The 21,833-nt window shown below is 60.1% G+C and carries 15 protein-coding genes and 1 pseudogene; 8 read left to right on the top strand and 8 right to left on the bottom strand.

The genetic code is table 11. The features are described from left to right. Positions 1–61: 61 nt before the first annotated feature. The 3 genes from BLU01_RS19495 to BLU01_RS19485 all read right to left on the bottom strand — a co-directional run bounded on the left by BLU01_RS19495 (position 62) and on the right by BLU01_RS19485 (position 3,641). The gene (locus BLU01_RS19495) at positions 62–1,609 is read right to left on the bottom strand and encodes a dermonecrotic toxin domain-containing protein (RefSeq protein WP_092278588.1); all 1,548 of its coding nucleotides are present in this window, start codon (positions 1,607–1,609) and stop codon (positions 62–64) included. Between the two features lie 139 nt (positions 1,610–1,748). Further along, positions 1,749–2,414, bottom strand: a complete 666-nt coding sequence (locus BLU01_RS19490) for a DsbA family oxidoreductase (protein ID WP_092278586.1) — start codon at positions 2,412–2,414, stop codon at positions 1,749–1,751. A 207-nt stretch (positions 2,415–2,621) separates the two neighbouring features. Continuing rightward, the gene (locus BLU01_RS19485; protein WP_092278584.1) at positions 2,622–3,641 is read right to left on the bottom strand and encodes an alpha/beta fold hydrolase; all 1,020 of its coding nucleotides are present in this window, start codon (positions 3,639–3,641) and stop codon (positions 2,622–2,624) included. A 316-nt stretch (positions 3,642–3,957) separates the two neighbouring features. Between BLU01_RS19485 and BLU01_RS19480 the strand changes: the two genes are divergently transcribed. Both BLU01_RS19480 and BLU01_RS19475 read left to right on the top strand, forming a co-directional pair. Next, a complete protein-coding gene (locus BLU01_RS19480; protein ID WP_092278582.1) occupies positions 3,958–5,070 on the top strand; it encodes a hypothetical protein in 1,113 nt (370 codons plus the stop codon). A gap of 34 nt (positions 5,071–5,104) precedes the next feature. Further along, positions 5,105–8,008 carry a carboxypeptidase-like regulatory domain-containing protein gene (locus BLU01_RS19475; RefSeq protein WP_092278580.1) on the top strand — a complete coding sequence of 968 codons (2,904 nt, stop codon included), beginning with the start codon at positions 5,105–5,107 and terminating at the stop codon, positions 8,006–8,008. 78 nt (positions 8,009–8,086) lie between these two features. On the opposite strand, the gene metE is transcribed toward BLU01_RS19475, so the two are convergent. Beyond that, entirely contained in the window at positions 8,087–10,411 is a 2,325-nt protein-coding gene (gene metE, locus BLU01_RS19470; protein ID WP_092278578.1) for a 5-methyltetrahydropteroyltriglutamate--homocysteine S-methyltransferase, read from the bottom strand. 119 nt (positions 10,412–10,530) lie between these two features. Here metE and metR point away from each other — a divergent pair, with 119 nt between their 5' ends. Continuing rightward, entirely contained in the window at positions 10,531–11,448 is a 918-nt protein-coding gene (gene metR / locus BLU01_RS19465) for a transcriptional regulator MetR (RefSeq protein ID WP_092278575.1), read from the top strand. 95 nt (positions 11,449–11,543) lie between these two features. Here the strand turns inward: metR and BLU01_RS19460 are convergent, their stop codons facing one another. From BLU01_RS19460 to BLU01_RS19445, 4 genes are all read right to left on the bottom strand, one after another. Then, entirely contained in the window at positions 11,544–12,077 is a 534-nt protein-coding gene (locus tag BLU01_RS19460) for a GNAT family N-acetyltransferase (RefSeq protein WP_092278574.1), read from the bottom strand. A 2-nt stretch (positions 12,078–12,079) separates the two neighbouring features. Further along, positions 12,080–12,718 carry a LysE family translocator gene (locus BLU01_RS19455; RefSeq protein WP_092278573.1) on the bottom strand — a complete coding sequence of 213 codons (639 nt, stop codon included), beginning with the start codon at positions 12,716–12,718 and terminating at the stop codon, positions 12,080–12,082. A 25-nt stretch (positions 12,719–12,743) separates the two neighbouring features. After that, positions 12,744–13,166 carry an NUDIX hydrolase gene (locus BLU01_RS19450; RefSeq protein ID WP_092278572.1) on the bottom strand — a complete coding sequence of 141 codons (423 nt, stop codon included), beginning with the start codon at positions 13,164–13,166 and terminating at the stop codon, positions 12,744–12,746. Positions 13,167–13,303: 137 nt separating this feature from the next. Further along, complete coding sequence (locus BLU01_RS19445) at positions 13,304–14,665, bottom strand: HD domain-containing phosphohydrolase (protein ID WP_092278571.1); 1,362 nt, start codon at positions 14,663–14,665, stop codon at positions 13,304–13,306. 263 nt (positions 14,666–14,928) lie between these two features. On the opposite strand from BLU01_RS19445, the pseudogene BLU01_RS19440 reads away from it, so the two are divergent. From BLU01_RS19440 to BLU01_RS19420, 5 genes and pseudogenes are all read left to right on the top strand, one after another. Then, a pseudogene (locus tag BLU01_RS19440) lies at positions 14,929–15,489 on the top strand (two-component system response regulator); the annotation flags it as partial. 53 nt (positions 15,490–15,542) lie between these two features. Further along, positions 15,543–17,417 (top strand): putative bifunctional diguanylate cyclase/phosphodiesterase, encoded by a 1,875-nt coding sequence (locus BLU01_RS19435; protein WP_092278569.1) that lies wholly within the window; start codon positions 15,543–15,545, stop codon positions 17,415–17,417. 34 nt (positions 17,418–17,451) lie between these two features. Beyond that, positions 17,452–18,414, top strand: coding sequence for a cytochrome-c peroxidase (locus BLU01_RS19430; protein WP_092278568.1), 963 nt, complete (start codon positions 17,452–17,454; stop codon positions 18,412–18,414). Beyond that, the gene (locus BLU01_RS19425) at positions 18,411–20,222 is read left to right on the top strand and encodes a DAHL domain-containing protein (protein ID WP_092278567.1); all 1,812 of its coding nucleotides are present in this window, start codon (positions 18,411–18,413) and stop codon (positions 20,220–20,222) included. Before BLU01_RS19430 ends, BLU01_RS19425 begins: the two co-directional genes overlap by 4 nt. Continuing rightward, positions 20,219–21,622: an ATP-binding protein gene (locus BLU01_RS19420; RefSeq protein WP_092278566.1), complete on the top strand. Its 1,404-nt coding sequence runs from the start codon at positions 20,219–20,221 to the stop codon at positions 21,620–21,622. Before BLU01_RS19425 ends, BLU01_RS19420 begins: the two co-directional genes overlap by 4 nt. Positions 21,623–21,833: the final 211 nt, after the last annotated feature.

Genomic DNA, 21,833 nt, shown 5'->3' with positions numbered 1-21,833 from the left:
GCCCGGCCAACGCGTGCGTCTGCTGCTGTTCGAGGACATCCAGGTAAGCCTGCTCGCGCGCCTAATGTACTGGCACGCCAAGACTGTCGAGGGTTTCCAGCAGGGATTTTTCCAGTTCGACGCGACGCGGCTGCTCATGCGAGGGCAGCGGATTGTCGGTCAACACCTTCGCGACCCGCTGTTCGCAGGCGTACAGCTGATTTTGCAGACTGTATTCAAAGGGATCGCCGGACAGCGGCGACAATTGCAACGACCATTCGCTGTCGATGGCCCCGAGTTTGAACACCGCGTGTTCCAGCGCCTGCAACGAGGCAAAACGCTGCAAGCCGCCAGCGCTGCCGGGCCAGTAGAGCAACAACGCGTTGCCCGCGGTTTCAGAGGTGATGACCAGTGGCCCGTCGAGCGTGGTGCCAAGCGTCGGACTCGATACAAGGCTCAAACGGGCGACCATGACTGCCTGGTTGCGGTCGGCGCGTTTGGGATTGTCCAGCACCGCTTGCAGCCACGCCTGCTCAACCTCGCTGATTTGCTGTAACAAACGCTGCACGTCAGCCTCGGCGCGCAACCCAGCCAAACGGGCAAGGTGCAACTCGTCGTAATCGGCGTTCGGCCGCTGGCGCAATTCGAGCAAACGCAATGCCGGGCGGCGCTCGAGCAACGCCTTGGCGGCCGTGCGAGCGTTTTCTTCGGCGCTGTCGAGCGCGTCGAGGCAGCGTTTCAGCTGCGCGAGCCGCTCCGGTTGCGCTACGGCTTGTTCATCATCAAGCAGACTTTCGATGGCCAACCGCTGCTGCTCGATTGCGTTACGCCGATGGCTCAATGACAGATCAGCGTTCAGTGAACCGAACAGCGGCTCGGCGCGTTCTTCATCTTCGACATCGGTCACGGCAAAGTCGCCGGGCAATGGCGGTGCAGCGAACAGCACTTGTACGAGCCGCTGGCGACTCCACGCTTGCGGCGTTTCGAGGCAATGCGAACGCCAACGTGTCAGCGCTTCGAGCAGCGGATCGGCCGGCGGGCTGTCAGTGATGATCGCGGGTGCGATGGAGTCGGTGGTGTGTTGCGACAATCGCTCCAGGCCCAAATGCGCTTGCAGCGCTGCCCGCGTATCGAACGCCAGCAGCGCCGGTTGTCGCGCGGGCAAGTACAGCAGCGGGCCGCTGACCGTGGTGATCACCAGTGCCGCAGCCCATTGCGCGTCTTGCGAAACCTGAGCGCCACCCAGTCGCTCGGTAATCAGCGGTGGCTCCTGTGCCGGGAGTTGCGCGGGGTTTATCAGCGCCTGTGCGGTTTGCAGTTGCGCGGCACTGAGCTGACCTTGGGCGAAGGTCGTCTGCGCAGCGGCATCAAAATGCGTGCGAAAAAGCTCGATCGCGCGCGTCCAGCGTGACACCGCTGTCCCTCGTGCGCGCGCGTTCCACCAATCGTCCCAGCGTTGGCGTAGCGCAGAGTCAGGCGCGTCAGCCATGAGCGCGGCGAATTTTTCCTGGCAGTTTTGCCAACGCCGTACAGCAGCGAGATAAAGGCTCTGATCGTGTCGAGGCAGGTCGTCGAGGGCATCGAAACGAATGTCGCGAACCGGAGCGTGATCGTGAGGTTGTCTGTCCATCCATGGGCCTGATCGAGTCGTCGGCGAGGCCGATCCTCGCCGCTGTTCGGGCCCATTAGAAGGCGTCGGCGATCACGCCGGGTGGTACATAGTTATCGCATGTGCAGAGTTATCGCATGTGCAGAAAAATCGAGGACGGTCAGCTAACCGTGCCGCCCCTGGCTTCGCTGATGATCTGGCGAATCGCCCCGACAAACGTTTCGACCGGTTGCCCACCGGTGACCGCGTATTGCCCGTTGAACACCACGGTCGGCACCGAACTGACGCCGCGCGACAGCCACAGTTGCTCTTCTTCTTTTACTTCCTTGGTGTATTCATCCGAGGCCAGAATCTGCTCGGCGCGCTGACGATCCAGCCCGACGCTTTCAGCAATCGCGGCCAATTGCGCAGGGTCGGACGGGTTGCCGCCGTCGGTGAAATACGCCTTGAACAGCGCCTCTTTCAGATTGAACTGCAAACCCTCCAGACCTGCCCAGTAGAGCAAGCGATGCGCGTCGAAGGTGTTGTAGATGCGGCTGTTGCCATCGGTGCGAAAGGCAAACCCGACCTCGGCGCCACGGGCGCGGATCATTTCGCGATTCTGCTGCGACTGCTCAGGGGTCGAGCCGTACTTTTCAGTGATGTGTTCGGTGATGTTCTGGCCGTCGGGGCCCATGTTCGGGTTCAGCTCGAACGGCTGGAAACGGATCTCGGCCTGCACCTCGTCACCGAGCAAATCCAGCGCCTGGGTCAAGCCGTACAGGCCGACCACGCACCACGGGCAGGAGACGTCGCTGACAAAATCGATTTTCAGGGAATTACTCATCGCGTACCTCGCAGGTTCATCGCGCCACAAAACATGAACCATACACCCGACGACCGCAAGCGTGCACTCGGCCCCTGCCCTCACACCTGACCCGCAGGAGCAGAGCTTGCTCGCGAAGAGGCCGTCACCTGCAAAGTTGATGGTGGCTGATGCACCGCTATCGCGAGCAAGCTTTGCTCCTACGAAGGTAAAAGCAGGATTGATGGGTTACAGGAGATTCGGGGTTGCGGCCGGTTCAATCCGCGCCCAGTGCGAGGTGTCTTCGCGATGACTCTGCAAGTACGGCAACACCGCCGCCAGCAACGGTGCCTTGAACGCTTCCTGAAAACGATGGGCCATCTGCGGAATCAGCTTCAACTGACTGCCGCGAATATGCGCCGCCAGGTGTACGCCGTGCATGACCGGCAACAGCGGATCGGCCGTGCCGTGCACCACCAGCGTCGGCACGCGCAATTGATTGAGCAGCGCTACCCGGCTCGGCTCCGCGAGGATCGCCATGATCTGCCGTTTCACGCCTTCGGGGTTGAACGCGCGGTCATAGGAGGCAGCGGCCTGCTCGAGCAACAGCTGCCGATCATCCGTCACCGCCGGACTGCCCAGCGCCGCGAGCAAATCGGCCTGTTGCTGCAGCGCCACCTCGCGATTCGGTGCGCTGCGCCGCGCCAGCAATTGCACCAGCGCCGCGTTCGGTGCCGGCAAACCTTCGGCGCCGGAACTGGTCATGATCAAGGTCAGACTTTCAACTCGCTGCGGCGCCATTGCCGCCATGTGCTGGGCGATCATCCCGCCCATGCTCACGCCCAGCACGTGAAATTGCTCGACGTGCAACGCGTTCATCAGCGCCAAACCGTCGTCGGCCATGTCGGTCAGCGAATACGGGGCCGACACCGGCAAACCGAGCTTGTAGCGCAGCACTTCGAAAGTCAGGTTGGCGTTGTCCGGCGTCTGCCGCCACGTCGACAGACCGACGTCTCGATTGTCGTAGCGAATCACCCGAAAACCCTGCTGACACAGCGCAACCACCACCTCATCCGGCCAGTGAATCAGTTGCCCGCCCAGCCCCATCACCAGCAACAGCGCCGGGTCGGACGCACGGCCAATGCTCTGGTACGCCAGGCTCACCTGACCCAGATCGACCTGTTCGGTTGGAACATCGACATCACAACGCGAAGACGCGAAAACCGGCAGGCTGAACAACAGCGCCGCCGCCAATAAAAATGCACGCATGAAAAACACCGAAACGCAGAACCCCAGTAGAGCGCGAGTCTGATGAAGTTTGTACAAGCGCGCTGCCACAGTTGCGTGACAGTTTGATGAAGCCTGCTGAACGGTAGTTTCGAGGTTTGCGAGAAAGGCCGCCGACAACTGGAAATGGGCAGTGATCAGGGTCGTTTTCCGCACGTTCCGTTAGCTACCGCTCGTCTGAAAAGACCCACTACCTGTCAACTCTGACAGTAGCCATGCCCTGCGTCCGGGCCTCCAATCCACCACTCATAAATCCCCAGACACGGGATTGCTCCTCACTCACTCGCGAGCGCCAATCATGAGTACCGACGCACAATTAATAGGCGAGAGCCCGGCCCGGTTCGCCGGCGCAATCCTGGGCGAAAGCAGGATTGATGTACCCGGCGCCCTCACCTTGATCGCAGGCGCGGATGTCGGGATCAACCGAGCGCTGGCCCGTGAAGACATCAACGGGGTGGCGATCCTCATTGCGCCTACCGACGTCTTTGTCGGCGACCAGATAGAAGTTTTCATTCGCCATCCGGACTCGCCCGTCCTGCCGATCATCTGGTTCACCGTGCCCGCAGATTACGACGGCGGTCCGCTCGTGAGAAGAATCCCGGCCAATGCCATTCCCGAGGGTTTCAGTCACTGGTTCTATCGAGTCAATGGCGTCGAGTCGGGGCACCTGAAGGTGTTGGTCAAAACCGAATTGCCCGGGGGCATCGACCCCCAATCGGAATACCCGGGCCACCGATTATTGCGGCCCCCCGTCATCGCCCCATCGATCATCGACGGCACGCAGGACGTCATTGTCACCGTGCCGCCATGGCAAGGCATGCGCCACAACGACAGCGTAGCGTTTCAGTACGTCGACTGGCACATCACCCACCGGGTTCAGAGGTCGGAAGTCGGCCAAGCGGTTGCGCTGACGATTTCCCGGGAAATGATCGAGGCCGACGGTAGTGGCCAGGCTTTGCTTCAGTACTGGATAACCGATGAGGTAGGCAACATGGCCTCCGACCACTCCATCGGTTTGATGGTCGATATCCAGGACGCCAATCACGCACAACGCCTGCCCGCCCCGGTGGTGTCCGAAACCGATCAGGACAACGCCATCTACATGACGACGCTGGGGGCCAAGTCCGTCAGCGTCACCATCGCCACCCCGGCTGCGCTGTTCGCCGCGACGGATGTCGTGGAACTCGACTGGCGAGGCGAACCCCGTACCGGCCTGCCCCAGCCATTCACCGAGTCGCGGACCGTCGCCGCCCAATCAGCGTTGACCTTCGAAGTGTCGAACGCGGTGGTCCAGCGCCTGGCCGGTGGTTTTGCCCACGTGGCGTATACGCACATTACCGCCAGCGGCGAGCGCCGATCCTCCAGATACGTCCAGGTCTTCATCGTCGGCAACACCCGCCGAATCGACTGACTCCCATTGCCAAGCTCTTCAAAGGTTATTCGCCATGAGCATTCTCACCCCTGAATCCCTCGTCAAAGCGCGGCAAATCGACTTGCTTGGGCCGCTGTCAGATACCGGGGATTCCAGCATCCTGCGCATTACCCCGCTGCTGATACCCAACTTGATCAGTAATCTGCCGGCGGATGAGGAGACCGAGTACGGTCTCAACGGCCTCGCGTTCCTGGACGAGACAAACCAGCCCACTGGGCTGGCAACAGTGATCGACCCATGGACCAGCATGGCGCAAGGCGATGTCTGGAAAGTTGAAGCGATCTACGCGCCAGACAATCCCATCACCCTGGCGAGCGACACCGTCAGTGCCACCCAGGTGAATCAACGGCTGTTCCCGGTCATCTCACAGAATGATCTGCGCGATGGTGTGTGCGAACTGGTTGTCGGCGTACGCCGAGTCAGCAATGTCGGGGGCGACTACGAACGCTCGCCACCACTCAAGGTACTGATCAAAACCACCCGTCCCGGCGGACCGGATCCGGATGAGAAAGAGCCTTACCATCAGGGCCTGGCGCCTATAGAGATGGAGCGAGACGCCCTTGAGAGCGGTGTTACCAAGGACTATCTGGACGACAACAACGGCGTGCCCATCACCGTCGCGCCCTACGAAAACATGCGCAAGAACTCCACTGTGTTTGTCTTGTGGGGCGATCTGGAAATCAGGCTGCCGCTGATCACCGACGCGCAGGTTGGCAAGCCTGTGAAGTTCACCATTCCCAAAAACCTGCTGGCAAATCTGCCCCCCGCCAACCCTTTGCTTCTCACTTATCGTCTGCAGGATGTGGTGAATAATCACAGCGCTGCCACTGCGCCGCCGATCTTTATAAATTTCAGCCCGAGCCTCGTTCTGCTGGAAGCGCCGGTCATCGACAAGGCTGACGGCGACCACCAGCTTGATCTGGATGCACTGCTGGGCGAAGACGTCGAAGTGCTTTTATTTTCGTCGAAGGTCAGCTTTGTCCCGGGCGACACGGTCGACCTGAGCTGGCGCGGCGTCAGCGCCGGTGGTCGTCAGGTCCCGGTGGATATGCAATGGAAACCCGAAGCGTCGAGCCGCTCTCACTCATTCATCATTGATTATTACCCGGTGCACTTGATTGCTCGGGGTTTTGTCAAAGTCGACTACCGCCTGACGCAGGGCGCCACGCCCGCCGACCCGCGCTTTTCGCGGACGGCCTACGCGAAGATGATCGGCATGCCCCTGAAACTGGCCGCGCCGGTGGTGCCTGAAGCCAAGGGAGGGTCCGTGCCGATAGACACCAACCCGGCCCACGTGATTGTGACCAGCCAGCCGGGCGCGATCATTCTCGGCGATCTGATACTCGTCTATTGGTACATCAAAACGGTGTCAGGCACTGAAGATCTCTACGTCACCTCCAGCATCGTTGACGGGGACATGGTGGGCAAGGACGTCGAGTTCACCATACCCGGCGCCTACATTGAAAATTGGGAAGGGGCCAACGTCCTGGTCGAGTACACCGTGCGCCGCACCGATACCGAAGACGTTGGATCTGAAGCGCTGGTGCTGGAAATCGGCGATATCACAGCGGTGTTGCCGCGACCGGAAGTCCACGACGCGGTAGACGGTGTATTGATCCCCGAAGCAGTGCCCAATGGAGCCGTGGTCACCATCAAGCCTTATCTCGGCATGCGCGCTCTGCACGTCATCCGGCTCGACTTCATCGGCGCCAATCAGCAGGATTCCTGGTCGTCGCCGCCTATAGAGTTGCTGCCGGAAATGGTCGGTGCAGACATTACGCGGGTCGTGCCCTTCGACAAACTGCTGGTCAATCGCGGCAACACCGTCGAGTTTGTCTATACCGTTACCAATCCCTTTACCAAAACCCAACGAGTCTCGGAACGACTGCGATTGATCATCGGCTCGCCGATTCCGAACCCGGACATCATCACCGTCACAGACAGCAATGGCATCGCCATCCCCCGCAACAGCCAGACGTATTCCTCTCGGGTAACGCTGGCAGGCACTGGCGGGGCGAGCGTGCCGGTGGAACTGCGCAACCACGGGGTGGTCGTCACCACGCTGACCTCCACCGCCGGAAAAACCTGGTCACACACGCTCACGTCCCTGGCGCCAGGCTCATACAGTTACACCGTGCAGACACCCGGCACCAACCGACCCTCCGCCCTCTGGGCCTTTACCGTGCAGCAACTGGACACCCCGTCCGTCACCGTCGTCAATGCCGGTGGCCGCCTGGTGCCCCATAACGGTGGCACTTACTACCAGAACAACATCTTCATCCAAGGCACGGCCACCCCGCGACAGCAGGTCGATGTTTATGATGGCGGCGTCAGTCTCGGGCGCTTCCCGGTGACAGACGCCGGTGTGTGGACAGTCCCGGCGCGGGGATTCGCAGTGGCCTGGCATTCCATCACTGCCCGAACGATCGATGGTTCCAAGCAATCGCTGCCACGCGCTTTCGCTGTCCAGCAAGGCCTGCTGAAAGACACCGCAAACTTTAATAACCGGCACCTGCAAGGCTGGGTCTGGGGCGGCGCGGGAGGCGCTAACGACTTTTCATTTTACGTCGGTGCCGGGAGGAACTATTACGCACTGAACAACTACACCTATACGATGAATTCACACGGGGTGGTGCTCTATAAATCCTTCAGCAACCTGCAACCGGGGGCCACTTACCGCTACCAGTTTGCCGTCGCCCGACAAGACGGTCGCTTCGACTATCCGGTACTTCGTGTGCGCACCAGTACCGGCGCCGCGACGGCTTATCAGACGATCAGCGCCTTCAACTTTATTATTCTGGATTTATATTTCGTGCCGAACGTTCCTGAAGTCACGCTATACCTCGACAATGCCCAGCCCAGTGGCCAAGGCAATGATTACGACATGGCCTGGGTCGATATCACCAAAGTGAGTTAAGCAGTAAAAACCCCGCCGACCCTTTAACCGGTCGGCGGGTTTTGTCTGGCCGCCAATAACTGGCTGCAGGACGAGGACCTACGCCAACTGACTGCGCAACTGCCGCGCTGCCGCCACCATGTTCACCAACGCCGCTTCAGTTTCTGGCCACGCCCGCGTCTTCAAACCGCAATCGGGGTTGACCCACAAACGCTCGGCAGGAATGCGCTGCACCGCTTTGCTCATCAACTTGACCATCTCAGCCGTGTCCGGCACCCGTGGCGAGTGAATGTCGTAGACGCCCGGGCCGATGTCGTTGGGGTAGTCGAACGCGTTGAAAGCCTCGAGCAATTCCATGTCCGATCGCGAGGTTTCGATGGTGATCACGTCGGCGTCCATGGCCGCGATGGCTTCGATCACGTCGTTGAATTCGCTGTAGCACATGTGCGTGTGGATCTGCGTTTCGTCGCGCACACCGGATGCCGTGAGACGGAAGGCTTGCACCGCCCAATCAAGGTATCCCTGCCATTGCGCCCGGCGCAGCGGCAAGCCTTCGCGAAACGCCGCTTCGTCGATCTGCACGATTTTGATCCCGGCGGTTTCGAGGTCGACCACTTCATCACGCAGCGCCAACGCCAACTGCTGCGCCTGGACTTTGCGCGAAACGTCTTCGCGCGGGAACGACCACATCAGCATGGTCACCGGCCCAGTCAGCATGCCCTTCATGACTTTGTCGGTCAGGCTCTGCGCATAGCTGATCCAGTCGACCGTCATCGCCTTCGGGCGGCTCAGGTCGCCGTAGATGACTGCCGGTTTCACACAACGCGAACCGTAGCTCTGCACCCAACCGAAACGCGTGAACAGGTAGCCGTCGAGTTGCTCGGCGAAGTACTCGACCATGTCGTTGCGCTCGGCCTCACCGTGCACCAGCACGTCCAGCCCCAGGCGCTCCTGGATTTGCACGGCGTGGCGGATTTCGCTGTGCATGGCGTCGGTGTAATCGTTGGCCGACAGCTTGCCTTGCTTGAACGCTTGACGCGCCAAACGGATCGAACCGGTCTGCGGGAACGAGCCAATCGTGGTGGTCGCAAACGCCGGCAGTTTCAGGCGTGCACGTTGTTGCTCGATGCGTTGGGCAAACGGTGAAACACGCTGACTGTCCTTGGCGCCAATCGCAGTAAGTCGCGCCTGCACTTCAGCTTTATGAATGCGCGGCGATTGCGCGCGGCTGGCCTCGATCGCGCGGCTTTCGGCCAACGCAGCTTGCACTTTCGGCGCTTGCGGATCATTGAGGGCATCGCGCAGCACGGCGATTTCTCCGCACTTCTGCACGGCGAACGCCAGCCACGATTTCAGCTCCGGGTCGAGTTTGTCTTCACGCTCCAGGTCCACCGGGCTGTGCAGCAACGAGCAGGAACTGCTGACCCACAAGTTATCGCCAAAACGCTCTTGCGCCGGTTGCAGTTGCGCCAGCACTTGCTCCAATTCGCAACGCCAGACGTTGCGACCGTTGACCAGGCCCACCGAGAGAATCTTGTAGGTCGGCAGGCGATCCAGCACTTGCCCGAGTTGGTCCGGCGCGCGCACCGCGTCGATGTGCAGACCTTGCACTGGCAGGCTGACGGCGAGGCCGAGGTTGTCCTCGAGGCCGCTGAAGTAGGTCGCAACGAGTTTTTTCAGCGGCGAATACTGGAGGATGTGATACGCGCGTTCGAAGGCACTTTTCCACGCTTGCGGCAGGTCGAGGGTCAGGATCGGCTCGTCGATCTGCACCCATTCCACGCCTTGTTCGGCGAGACGACCGAGGATTTCGTTGTAGACCGGCAGCAGGCGTTCGAGCAGTTCGAGTTTGTCGAAGTCGTTGCCATCGCCGCTGGATTTGACCTTGCCCAGCCACAGGTAAGTCAGCGGGCCGATGATCACCGGTTTGACGTTGTGGCCCAGCGCCTTGGCTTCTTCGACTTCATCAAACAGCTGTTGCCAGCTCAGTTTGAATTGCTGATCAACGCTGAATTCCGGGACCAGATAGTGGTAGTTGGTGTCGAACCACTTGGTCAATTCCTGAGCGTATTGCGCTTGGTTGTGTTCACCGCCGCAGCACGAAGTGGTCGCGCCGCGCGCCATCGCAAACAACGTGTCGAGGGTCGGCTGGCGGTTGTCATCGAGGGTGCTGTCGAAACGCTGCGGCACCACGCCGAACGCCAGCGAATGGCTGAGCACCTGGTCGTACCAGGCGAAATCGCCGACCGGCAGCAAATCAATCCAGGCGTCTTTCTGCAATTGCCAATGGGTGGCGCGCAATTGGCGGCCAACGCTCTTCAGCGCGTCCTGATCGATGTCGCCCTTCCAGTAGGATTCGAGGGCTTTTTTCAGTTCGCGATCAGCGCCGATGCGTGGAAAACCAAGTGTGTGAGCCAGAGCCATGGTGAGTTTCTCCCTTCAAATGATGTTGTAAAACATGGCCCTATTGTCGACAGGCAAGCCAACATGAGACAAACTCAACCTTTTCGTGTTGATCACAAGTTTTCCTCATGGAGCCCCCGGTGCTTGAAATCCGTCACCTGAAGACCCTGCATGCCTTGCGCGAGGCCGACAGCCTCGTCGATGCCGCCGACCGCCTGCACCTGACGCAGTCCGCGTTGTCCCACCAGTTCAAGGAGCTGGAAGAACGCATGGGCATGCCATTGTTCGTGCGCAAGACCAAACCGGTGCGGTTCACCAGCGCCGGTTTGCGTTTGCTGCAACTGGCCGACGCGACCCTGCCGCTGCTGCGTGGCGCCGAGCGCGATATCGCCCGACTGGCCGGCGGCACAGCTGGGCGTCTGCACATGGCCATCGAGTGTCACAGTTGTTTTCAGTGGCTGATGCCGACCATCGACCAGTTCCGCGATGCCTGGCCGGAAGTCGAACTCGACCTCGCTTCGGGGTTTTCCTTCGCGCCGCTGCCGGCGCTGGCCCGCGGAGATCTGGACCTGGTGGTGACGTCCGATCCGCTGGAACTGGCGGGCATCACCTATGTGCCGTTGTTCACGTATGAAGCGATGGTCGCGGTGGCCAACCAGCACCGTTTGGCGAACAAGGCGTACATCGTTCCGGAAGATTTGCGCAGCGAAACCCTGATTACCTACCCGGTCGAGCGCGATCGCCTGGACATCTTCACGCGGTTCCTCGAACCGGCCGACGTTGAACCGGCGCTGGTGCGCACCTCGGAATTGACAGTGATGATGATGCAACTTGTCGCCAGCGGTCGCGGCGTGTGTGGCATGCCGCATTGGGCGCTGCATGAATACAGCTCACGCGGTTATGTGAAGGGCAAACGACTGGGCGAGAAAGGTTTGTTTGCGACGCTGTACGCGGGGATTCGCGCCGACATGCTCGACGCGCCGTACATGCGCGACTTCCTGCTGACGGCCAAAGACACCTCGTTCTCGACGCTGGATGGCGTCAGCGCCGTGCGCTGATTGGAACGATCCGCGGCGACTGAACTTGTGGGAGCGAGGCTTGCCCGCGAAGGCGTCCTCAAGGCGGGCAAAGGCTTCGCGGGCAAGCCTCGCTTCTACAGGGTTGGGGCGGTCTGGAGGGTTGAGGCGGTCTGGATTTCGCGCCACATGTGGATTTTGTCGAAGTAGTCTTCGCCGACGCGCACCGCCAGGGGTTCGAGGCCGTACTGGATGAAGCCGCAGCGTTGATAGAGCTTGAACGCGGCATCATTGCCGGCCGTCACCGTCAACTGCACCACGCGCAAACCCGCGTGGTTTTGCGCCTCCGCCAGCGCCGCTTGCACCAGCTCGAACCCCACGCCGCGCTGGCGCACCCGGCCCGACACGTACATGCCAAACAAGGTTGCCTTGTGCCGAGCCTTTTCCCGAGGTTCGAACGCCAACCCGACGATCCCCGCCAACTGCCCGTCCGCAAACGCGCCAAACAGCACGTCGTATTTGCTGGTCAAGCGTGCTTCCCACCAACTCAGCGGCATCACCGCGCGTTCGCGCACGCTGGAAGTGAACGCCTGCGGATGCAGGTCATAGGCTTCGAGCATCAGTGCCCGATAATCCAAAGCATGGCTGGCATTCAGGCGTTCGATCCACATGCTCAGGCCGCCTTGCGTTGTTCAAGCATCAGCCGCACCGCCAGCGCCGCCAAGACAAAACCCATGAAATAACGCTGCGCCGCCAGCCATGTCGGGTTGTTGACGAACCACGAGGCAATCCCCGCAGCGAAGATCGCGATCAACAGATTGACGCAGAAACTGACGCTGATCTGCGTCAGGCCGAGGATCAGGCTTTGGGTGAACAGCGAGCCGTGTTCCGGCGAGATGAACTGCGGAAACACCGACAGATAAAACACCGCGATTTTCGGGTTCAGCGCGCTGGTGAGAAACCCCATGGTGATCAGTTTGCGCGACGAATCCGCCGGCAACTGCTGGGCCTCGAACGGTGAGCGCGCGCCCGGTCTGACGGCTTGCCAGGCCAGCCACAACAGGTACACGGCGCCGGCCCATTTCAGCACTTCATAGGCCATCGGCACCGCGAGAAACACCGCAGTCAAACCCGCTGCAGCGGCAAACAGATGGACGAAAAATCCCGCGACCACACCGAGCAATGACGTTATGCCAGCCTTGCGTCCCTGACAGATCGAACGCGAGATCAGATAGATCATGTTCGGCCCCGGCGTCAGCACCATGAGCAACGCGGCGGCGGCGAAAATCAGCAAGTCCTGGAGCGGGATCATTGGGCGGCCTTTGGTTTTGTAGTGATCAGGCGGTTGTCTGCAACGAGGCTCGATAAAACGGCAGGATCACGTCGCGTGTCAATGGCGCCAGCGGCAGATCGCCGTCGCTGATCGGGTCGATCCATTGCACTTCTTCGATTTCGGCTGCGGGGCTGACGTTGGCATCGATGGTCAGCAAGAACAGTTCGGCTTCGACGATAAAACCCGGTTCATTCACGGCGGGCGCCGAGAACTGGCCCAGATAGGCGGCGTGCGCCGGGTCGATGTGCAAATCGAGTTCTTCTTCGAGCTCGCGGGCCAGGGCGTTGACCGGTTGTTCGTGCGCCTCGATCTTGCCGCCCGGCTGCATGAACGCGACGGTGCCGCGTTTGCGCACCAGCAATGTGCGGCCGTTAGGGTCGATGAGCAGAGCGGCGGCGATGCGGATGATGCGGGGGATGGTGGACATTGGTCGGGGTCGGCCTGAATTGAAAGGCCGACAGAATACCCTGTAGGCGCCAGGCTTGCCGGCGAAGGCGTCTTTGAAATCGCCTTCGCGGGCAAGCCTTGCTCCTACAAAGAGCCGCGGTGTTCGGCAACCTGCATTCAGGAGTCGGCCCGTTCCAATTGCGCTGCGACTTCTTCAGGGATTTTTACGAAGACGCTGTACTTGGCGCCTTCCATGGTTTCGAAGGCAATCAGCTTGTCCACCAGCGGCGCGTTCAACACCTTGCCGGCATTGAGCAGCAACATGCCGTTGTCGGCGTTCAGATTGCGCGCCAGCAGCATGCCCGGCGCCAGGTCGCGGGTGGTCAGGACCTTGACCGACGGATCGGCCAGCGTCACGTCGCTGAGGTACGCGGCGCAGACCTGAATGAAATCCTCGACCAGATCCGGGTCGTAAAGCCGCCCGGCGTAGTTGCGGATATACACCAGCGCTTCGTCGCTGTTCATCTGCCGTTCGAGGATCAAGCCGCGCTGCAATTCGATGAAATCCACCGCCAATTTCAGCAACCGTGCACCCAACGGAATCGCCTCGCCCTTGAGCCGATCCGGGAAACCGTTGCCGTCCCAGCGCTCCTGATGGTGCAGGATCAGCCGCGCGGCGTCCTTCATCGGGTCGAGGGTCATCAGCAGCGATTCGCTTTGCTTGGGGTACTCGCGATAACGGTCGCGATCCAAGTGATGGAGCATGTCCGACGGCGTGGTCATCATGCTGTCGGTCCAGCTCAATTTGCCGATGTTATAGAGCGCGGCGGCCATGGTCAGGTCGCGGCTGGTGCCCTCGTCCAGACCGTGGAGTTTGCAGTACACGCGCACCAGTTCGATGATTTGCCGGTTGGTCTGCTTGGCCGGCGGCAGGCGCAGATTGGCCAGCAACGAAAACACTTCGGTGCCGGTGACATAGCTGTGCTTGAGCTCTTCATAGGCCAGATCGAGCATGTCGGCGGTTTGCTGCAGCTCGGCGGTGCGCGCCGCGACGTGTTTTTCCAGGGTCGAATTGAGGGTTTTCAGTTGCTCGTTCTGCTGCCGCGTGAGTTGCACAAGCCGCTGGCGTTCGCGCTCGGAATGCTGATGCTGCAAGACCTGGCGCAAGGTCAGGAGCATCTCGTCGTCGTTCCACGGCTTGCTGATGTAGCGATGAATCTGCCCGTCATTGATCGCCTTGATGATCGTCGGCAAATCAGCGTAACCGGTCAGCAGAATGCGCGTGGTGTTCGGGTAGAGGTCGTGGATATGCGCCAGCAACGTCGCGCCGTCCATGTTCGGCATGCGCGCGTCGGTCATTACCAGATCGATGCGCTGCTGCGCCATAATTTCCAGGGCTTGCGCACCGCCGCTGGCCAACAGCACCTCGTAGGGCTGGCCGCGCAGCAGACGACGCAGACTGTTGAGGATTGATTCCTCGTCATCGACCAGCAACACCGTGGGTCTATCGGTCAAAGTCGTCGGGAGTAGCTCTTCCATGGCGTTACCTCGAGTGAAACGGGTGGCTCGTTGAGCCAGGCCGGCGACAAAAATCCGCTCTTGCCGGAGCCTGACCTACAGGCTAGATGATATTCGCCCGCAGCCGGCAACTGATTCAGCCCCGCGCCCGAGCGAACTCCAGCCAAGGCGACTATGCTCACCCCACTCGGACCACATTCTGTAACCGCTCGGCCAGGTGATCAGGGAAAGGATGCCCCTATGAACAGACCGTTTCGAACTGCAGTCGGCCCAGGCGCAACCCAATGAATGCGCTGCCTGCAACCGTCAACCGGCGCATCCTGATCGTCGATGACGCGGCTTCGATTCACGCCGATTACGCGAAAATCCTCAGCCCGCAATCGATTGACGACCACGATCTGGACAGCACCGAACGCGCACTTTTCGGATCGACGGCAGCCGCCACCGCACAGGGCTTCCTCCTCGATTCGGCGTTTCAAGGCCTCGAAGCCCTGCAAAAAGTCGAAACCGCGCTCGCCAACGACCTGCCCTACGCCCTCGCGTTCATCGACATGCGCATGCCGCCGGGCTGGGATGGGCTGCTGACCATCGAACGCCTGTGGCAAGTCGATCCCAAGCTGCAAGTGGTGCTGTGCACCGCGTATTCCGATTATTCCTGGGAAGATATCGACGCCCGTCTGGCGTTCGGCGACCGCTTGCTGATCCTGAAAAAACCCTTCGACGCCATCGAGATTCGCCAGATGGCCAATGCGCTTACGACCAAATGGCAAATCAGCGCAGACGCTGCGCTGAAGATCGCGCTGCTCGAACAAGCGGTCAAAGCGAATGATCCGCAACCATCAGAATTACCCGCTGCACAGGGTTCGGACGCTCCGCCGCCTCTCACAGAGGACAACCGATGAAGACGCCTTTCGTGCGGACCAACCGGCGCATCCTGATCATCGATGACACGCCGTCGATTCATCTGGATTTCCGCAAAATCCTCGACCCCGACGCGGAAATCGAACAGAGCCTGGCCGGCGCCGAAGAAGCGCTATTCGGCATCCCGCAACCGGAGCGGCTGACCTTTCAACTCGACTCCGCGTATCAGGGCGAGGAAGCGCTGCAACTGGTCAAACGCGCGCGCGCCGAGGGTCGGCCGTATGCGTTGGCGTTCATCGACATGCGCATGCCGCCAGGCTGGGACGGGCTGGAAACCATCGAGCAACTGTGGAAAGTCGATTGCAACCTGCAAATCGCCCTGTGCACTGCGTATTCCGATTACAGCTGGGAGGCGATGGCCGAACGCCTGGAATTCGGCGACCAGTTGCTGGTGCTGAAAAAACCTTTCGACAGTCTGGAAATCCGCCAGATGGCCAGCGCCTTGACCTGGAAATGGCAGATGGCGCAAGACGCGGCGATGAAAGTGCTGAGCCTGGAACAGACCATCGAGGCGCGGGTGCACGAACTGCTCAAGGTCTCGCATTTGTTGCAGTACGACGTCCTCACCGAATTGCCCAACAGCACGTTGCTTGGTGATCGCCTGAACCAGTCGCTGGCACTGTCGCGGCGCCATGACAAACAACTGGCGGTGATGTTTCTCGGGCTCGACCGTTTCAAGCGCATCAACAATGCGCTGGGCCATCCGGCCGGTGACGAGATGCTCAAGCGGGTCGGGCAAAACCTCGTGGCGACAGTGCGCGAATCCGATTCGGTGTTTCGCTACGGCTCCGACGAGTTCGTGGTGATCCTCGCTGACATCCGCCATCCGCAGCAGACCAAAGGCATCGCCGAAAAACTCTTGAGCGCAATCCGCGCGCCGCAGCACATCGCTGGCCACGACTTAAGCGTGACCGCCAGTCTGGGCATCAGCATTTACCCGGATGACGGCCTCGACGCCATCGCGCTGATCAAGAAAGCCGAGACCGCGATGCGCAGCGTCAAGGAAAACGGGCCGAACGATTTCAGCTTCTTTATCGATGAAATGAATCAACTGGCGCGCGAACAGCAAAGCATCGAGTCGGGCATTCGTCTGGCGCTGGAGCGCAACGAATTCGTCTTGCATTACCAACCGAAAATGGACTTGAGCAGCGGCCAGGTGGTCGGTGCCGAAGCGCTGATCCGCTGGAAGAAACCGGGGCAAGGCTGGGTCTATCCGTCGGACTTTATCGCCGTCGCCGAGGACAGCGGGCTGATTGTGCCGCTGACCAAATGGGTGATGGCGCAGGCCTGTCGTCAGGCATGCCTGTGGCAGGCTGCCGGGTTGCCGAAAATCTGTATCTCGGTGAACGTCTCGGCCATTGATTTTCGCCAGCGCGACTTTGTCGACAGCATCGAATTGATCCTCAAGCAGACCGGCATGCAGCCTACCCTGCTCGAACTGGAAATCACCGAAGGCGTGCTGATGCAGAACGTCGACGCCACGGTCACCGCGCTGAACCGCATCAAAGCGCTCGGCGTGCGGCTGGCCATCGACGATTTCGGCACCGGTTATTCGAGCCTGAGTTACCTGCGCCGCTTTCCCATCGACGTGCTGAAAATCGACCAGTCATTCATTCGCGGCTTGCACCGTGACAGCAGCGATGCGGCGCTGGTCAGCGCGATTATCAGCCTCGGTAAAAGCCTCAAGTTGACGGTGATTGCCGAGGGCATCGAAACCCTCGAACAACTGGAATTCCTCAAGTCCCATGATTGCGAAGAAGGCCAGGGTTATTACTTCTGCAAAGCCGTGGCGCCGGATGCTTTTGCGCATTACCTGATGCTGGTGAAACCGCTGCCCTCAGCCCAGTCATGAGCGACACGCTGCTCCACCGCCAAGGAATTACCTGATGTCGTTCAACCGGGGCCGTTTGTTGTTGTCGCTTGTTTTGCTGGCCATCAGCCTGAATCTCAGTGCCGCGCCATTGGACGAGCCGCTGAAACCGTTACCCGCCGTGCCGCAACAGAACCCCGAGCGCGTCGAACTCGGCCGGCAGTTGTTCAACGAACCGCGCCTGTCGCTCAACGGCAATCTGTCGTGCGCCAGTTGCCACCGAATGGAGCATGGCGGCGCTGACACCACGGCGTTTTCCATCGGTTTCGACGGCCAACCGGTGGCCGTCAATACGCCCAGCGTGTTCAACGCCAGCCTGAATTTCCGCCAGTTCTGGGATGGCCGCTCGACCAGCCTCGAATCGCAGATCCACGAAGTGCTGCAAAGCTCGGCGCAAATGGGCAGCACCTGGGACCACGTCCTGCAAACGCTCAGCGCCGATCCAACCTATAAAAACGCGTTCGCCAAGGCTTACCCGGACGGCGTTACCCAGATTAATGTGCAGAACGCCCTGACCAGTTACGAGCGCACGCTGGTCAGCGCCAATTCGCGGTTCGACCAATACCTGCAAGGCAATACCGACGCACTCACCACTGAGGAAAAGTACGGCTACCAGCGCTTCAAGAGCTACGGCTGCATCGCGTGCCACCAAGGGGTGAACATCGGCGGCAACATGTTCCAGAAACTCGGGGTCATGGCCGATTACTTCGAGGCCCGCGGCAATCCCACCGAGGCCGATCTCGGGCGTTATCTGGTGACCAAGGGCGAAGAGGACCGCAACGTTTTCAAGGTTCCGAGCCTGCGCAATGTCGCGGTGACCGCGCCGTACTTCCACGACGGTTCGGCAAAAACCCTCGAGGACGCCGTGGACGTGATGTTCAAGTTCCAGCTCGGGCGCGTGCCTTCCGACGAGGACAAGACCCTGATCATCCAGTTTCTGAAAACCCTGACCGGTGAATGGGAGGGCAAGCCCTTATGAAAATATCCCGCCATCGCAACCTCGCCTTGCTCGCCATGGTCGCGCTGATCCTCGCCTCGGTGTTGCTGTTTCTTTACCTCAAATCCAGCTCCGACCAGACCACCACCTACACCGAATCGCGCGACGTCATCGGCCGAATGAAACAGCTGAATGCGCAGTGGGAAACCGAGATTTTGAAGGCGCGCATCACCCTCAATCACAACTACGATCCGCTGGTCACGCCGCTGACCGAAATGACCGAACTGTGGCAACACTTCGAAAGCATGGAGTCGAACCACGGGCGCAATGCCTCGCCCGAATGGAAGGAAAGCCACGACGCTTATCTAGCGGCGATCAAGGAAAAGACCCGGCTGGTCGAGCAGTTCAAATCACACAACGCGGTGCTGCGCAATTCCCTGGCATTCCTGCCGACCGCCGAAGACGACATCCAGCAACCGCTGACTCAAGTGGTCGGCGTCGACCCGCTGCAACTGCAGAACATCGCCACCGACACCTATGACTTGCTGCTCAGCAGCCTGGAGTTTGCACAGGTCACTTCCGATGAGCGCGCCGCCGACATTCTGGTTGGCCTGAACAAGTTGGGCGTGAACCAAGAGCGCTTGCCCGAAGCCTTCCACGTCCCGCTCGACACCTTGAGCAACCACGTCGCGCTGATTCTGCGCGAGCAACCGATCGTCAACGGCCTGCTGGAAAAAATCGAAGCGGTGGCGGTCGCGCAACGCCTGGACAACATCAACAACCTGCTCAACGAGGACCAGCAGCGGGCCGACGCAGTGAATCAGCGCTACCACTTTTTCATGCTGGTGTTTTCGGTGTTGCTGGTGCTGTTGCTGGTGTATCTGGCGATTCGCCTGATGCGCAGTTTTTCCGAGATCAGTCGCGTCAACAGCGCCCTGCAAACGGCCAACAATGACCTCGAACAGCGCGTCGAAGAACGCACCCGCGAACTCAAAGACACCCAAAGTGAATTGCTCGACACCGCGCGCCAAGCCGGCATGGCCGAGATCGCCACCAACGTGTTGCACAACGTCGGCAACGTGCTCAACAGCGTGAATATTTCCGCCGACCTGGTCACCCGCAAACTGCGCAACAGCAAGGCATTGGGGCTGGGCAAAGCCATGCAATTGATCAATCAGCATCCGCATGATCTGGGCACGTTTCTGGATGACGACGAGAAAGGCAAGTTGCTCCCCGGCTACCTCAATCAACTGGTGGAAGCGATTGCGCTGGAGCACCAGGGCATGGCCGACGAACTGGCGCAATTGACCAAGAGCGTCGATCACATCAAGGACATCGTCTCCACCCAGCAGTCCTATGCCGGCGCCAGTAGCCTGCTGGAACCGCTGCACATCAGCGAACTGCTGGAAGACGCCTTGCGCATGAACTCCGGCGCCCTCACCCGCCACCACGTCACGGTGGTCAAGGATTACGCCGAAGTGCCGCAGGTGATGGGCGACAAACACCGCTTGCTGCTGATTCTGATCAACCTGATCAGCAACGCCAAATACGCGATGTCCGACCTCAGTAACCGTCCACGGCAAATAACCCTCGGGGTGAAAATCGTCGACGCAAATCTTCTGCAAATCAGCGTCAAGGATGACGGCGAAGGCATCCTCGAGGAAAACATGACGCGCATCTTTGCCCACGGTTTCACCACTCGCAAGGACGGCCACGGCTTCGGTTTGCACAGCTGCGCGCTGGCCGCCATCGAGATGAACGGCCACCTCACGGCGTACAGCGACGGACCGGGCAAAGGCGCGCGGTTCACCCTGCAAATTCCCTTGAAAACCGTGGAGGACGACGCATGAGCACGGTTTTGAACCGCCGCATTTTGCTGATCGATGACACGCCGTCGATTCACGTGGATTTTCGCAAAATCCTGATGCCGGAACCGCCGCTGCACGAACTCGATGAGATGGAAGCGACGCTGTTCGGCGGCGATAGCAAACCCGAGCGCGCGTTGTTCGAACTCGATTCGGCGTTCGGTGGCCAGGAAGGCCTCGGCAAACTCAAATCCGCCCTGAAGGAAGATCGGCCCTACGCCATGGCGTTCGTCGACATGCGCATGCCCGAAGGCTGGGACGGAGCGCAGACCATCGAACATCTGTGGCACGAAGACCCGCGCCTGCAAGTGGTGGTGTGCACCGCCTACTCGGATTATTCGTGGGACGAACTGCTCGAGCGTTTGCACGCGCATGACCGCGTGCTGATCCTGAAAAAACCCTTCGACAACATCGAAGTCCAGCAGATGGCCAACACCTTGCTGACCAAGTGGCACATGACCGAACGCGCCAGCGTCCAGGTCGATCATCTGGGGCAAATGGTCGAGCACCGGACGAGGCAATTTCAGGAGGCCAGCGTCGAACTGCAACGGGAAATCGACGAGCGCAAATTGCTCGAATCACAACTGGTGCAATCGGAGAAACTCGCCTCGCTGGGGCAACTGGCGGCGGGCGTCGCGCATGAAATCAACAACCCGATCGGCTTCATTTCTTCCAATCTCGGCTGCCTCGACGGCTACTTCAAACAGTTGCAGGAAATGCTCGACGCCTACCGTGGCGCCGAAGAAGCAATCAGCTCGCCCGAAGTCATCGAACGCCTCGGCGTGCTGCGCGAACGGGTGGAGCTGGAGTTTTTGCGCGAAGACATTCCGTTGCTGATCAAGGAATCCAAGGACGGCATCAGCCGCGTCGGGCAGATCGTCAAGGACCTGAAGGACTTCTCGCGGGTCGACTCCAATCAGGAATGGCAGTGGGCCGATTTGCATCAGGGCATCGAGTCGACGCTGAACATCGTCGCCAATGAGCTGAAGTACAAGGCTGACGTGGTGAAGGATTATCAGGTTTTGCCGGAAATCGAATGCCTGCCGTCGCAGATCAACCAAGTGATCATGAACCTGATCGTCAACGCCTCGCAGGCGATTGGCACGGAACGCGGGGTGATCACTTTGCGCACCGGGCTGACGGGGGAAACGGCGTGGTTCGAAGTCGCCGACACCGGCTCGGGCATCGAGGCGCAATGCCTGAAGAAAATCTTCGACCCGTTCTTCACCACCAAACCGATTGGCCAAGGGACCGGGCTGGGGTTGTCATTGTCGTACGGGATCGTCAAAAAGCATCACGGCGAAATCTCGGTGAGCAGCGTCGTCGGCGAAGGCACAACCTTTCGCGTCGAATTGCCACTGCGCCAAACCAAATTAGCCAGCTAACCCGCACTCCTGTAGGAGCTGAGCTTGCTCGCGAAGGCGTCGGGTCAGCCAACTCATTCGCTGACTGACACACAGCTTTCGCGAGCAAGCTCGGCTCCCACAAAAAGCGAGGTCTTGCGTTGGCCGTTGTCCCCCCCCGATCCCTGTAGGAGCTGAGCTTGCTCGCGAAGGCGTCGGGTCAATCAACTCATTCGCTGACTGACACACCGCT

Source organism: Pseudomonas prosekii (assembly GCF_900105155.1).
GTDB lineage: Bacteria > Pseudomonadota > Gammaproteobacteria > Pseudomonadales > Pseudomonadaceae > Aquipseudomonas > Aquipseudomonas prosekii.
This window is presented reverse-complemented; position numbering and strand designations above follow the sequence as displayed.

What these genes read in the sequence shown, in the direction of transcription:
- BLU01_RS19430 (WP_092278568.1), top strand. Translation starts at nt 17,452, where the DNA reads ATGTCGTTCAACCGGGGCCGTTTGTTGTTGTCGCTTGTTTTGCTGGCC.
- BLU01_RS19485 (WP_092278584.1), bottom strand. Translation starts at nt 3,641, where the DNA reads ATGCGTGCATTTTTATTGGCGGCGGCGCTGTTGTTCAGCCTGCCGGTT.
- BLU01_RS19455 (WP_092278573.1), bottom strand. Translation starts at nt 12,718, where the DNA reads ATGATCCCGCTCCAGGACTTGCTGATTTTCGCCGCCGCCGCGTTGCTC.
- BLU01_RS19435 (WP_092278569.1), top strand. Translation starts at nt 15,543, where the DNA reads ATGAAGACGCCTTTCGTGCGGACCAACCGGCGCATCCTGATCATCGAT.
- BLU01_RS19460 (WP_092278574.1), bottom strand. Translation starts at nt 12,077, where the DNA reads ATGTGGATCGAACGCCTGAATGCCAGCCATGCTTTGGATTATCGGGCA.
- BLU01_RS19420 (WP_092278566.1), top strand. Translation starts at nt 20,219, where the DNA reads ATGAGCACGGTTTTGAACCGCCGCATTTTGCTGATCGATGACACGCCG.
- BLU01_RS19480 (WP_092278582.1), top strand. Translation starts at nt 3,958, where the DNA reads ATGAGTACCGACGCACAATTAATAGGCGAGAGCCCGGCCCGGTTCGCC.
- BLU01_RS19450 (WP_092278572.1), bottom strand. Translation starts at nt 13,166, where the DNA reads ATGTCCACCATCCCCCGCATCATCCGCATCGCCGCCGCTCTGCTCATC.
- BLU01_RS19475 (WP_092278580.1), top strand. Translation starts at nt 5,105, where the DNA reads ATGAGCATTCTCACCCCTGAATCCCTCGTCAAAGCGCGGCAAATCGAC.
- BLU01_RS19445 (WP_092278571.1), bottom strand. Translation starts at nt 14,665, where the DNA reads ATGGAAGAGCTACTCCCGACGACTTTGACCGATAGACCCACGGTGTTG.
- metE (WP_092278578.1), bottom strand. Translation starts at nt 10,411, where the DNA reads ATGGCTCTGGCTCACACACTTGGTTTTCCACGCATCGGCGCTGATCGC.
- BLU01_RS19490 (WP_092278586.1), bottom strand. Translation starts at nt 2,414, where the DNA reads ATGAGTAATTCCCTGAAAATCGATTTTGTCAGCGACGTCTCCTGCCCG.
- BLU01_RS19425 (WP_092278567.1), top strand. Translation starts at nt 18,411, where the DNA reads ATGAAAATATCCCGCCATCGCAACCTCGCCTTGCTCGCCATGGTCGCG.
- BLU01_RS19495 (WP_092278588.1), bottom strand. Translation starts at nt 1,609, where the DNA reads ATGGACAGACAACCTCACGATCACGCTCCGGTTCGCGACATTCGTTTC.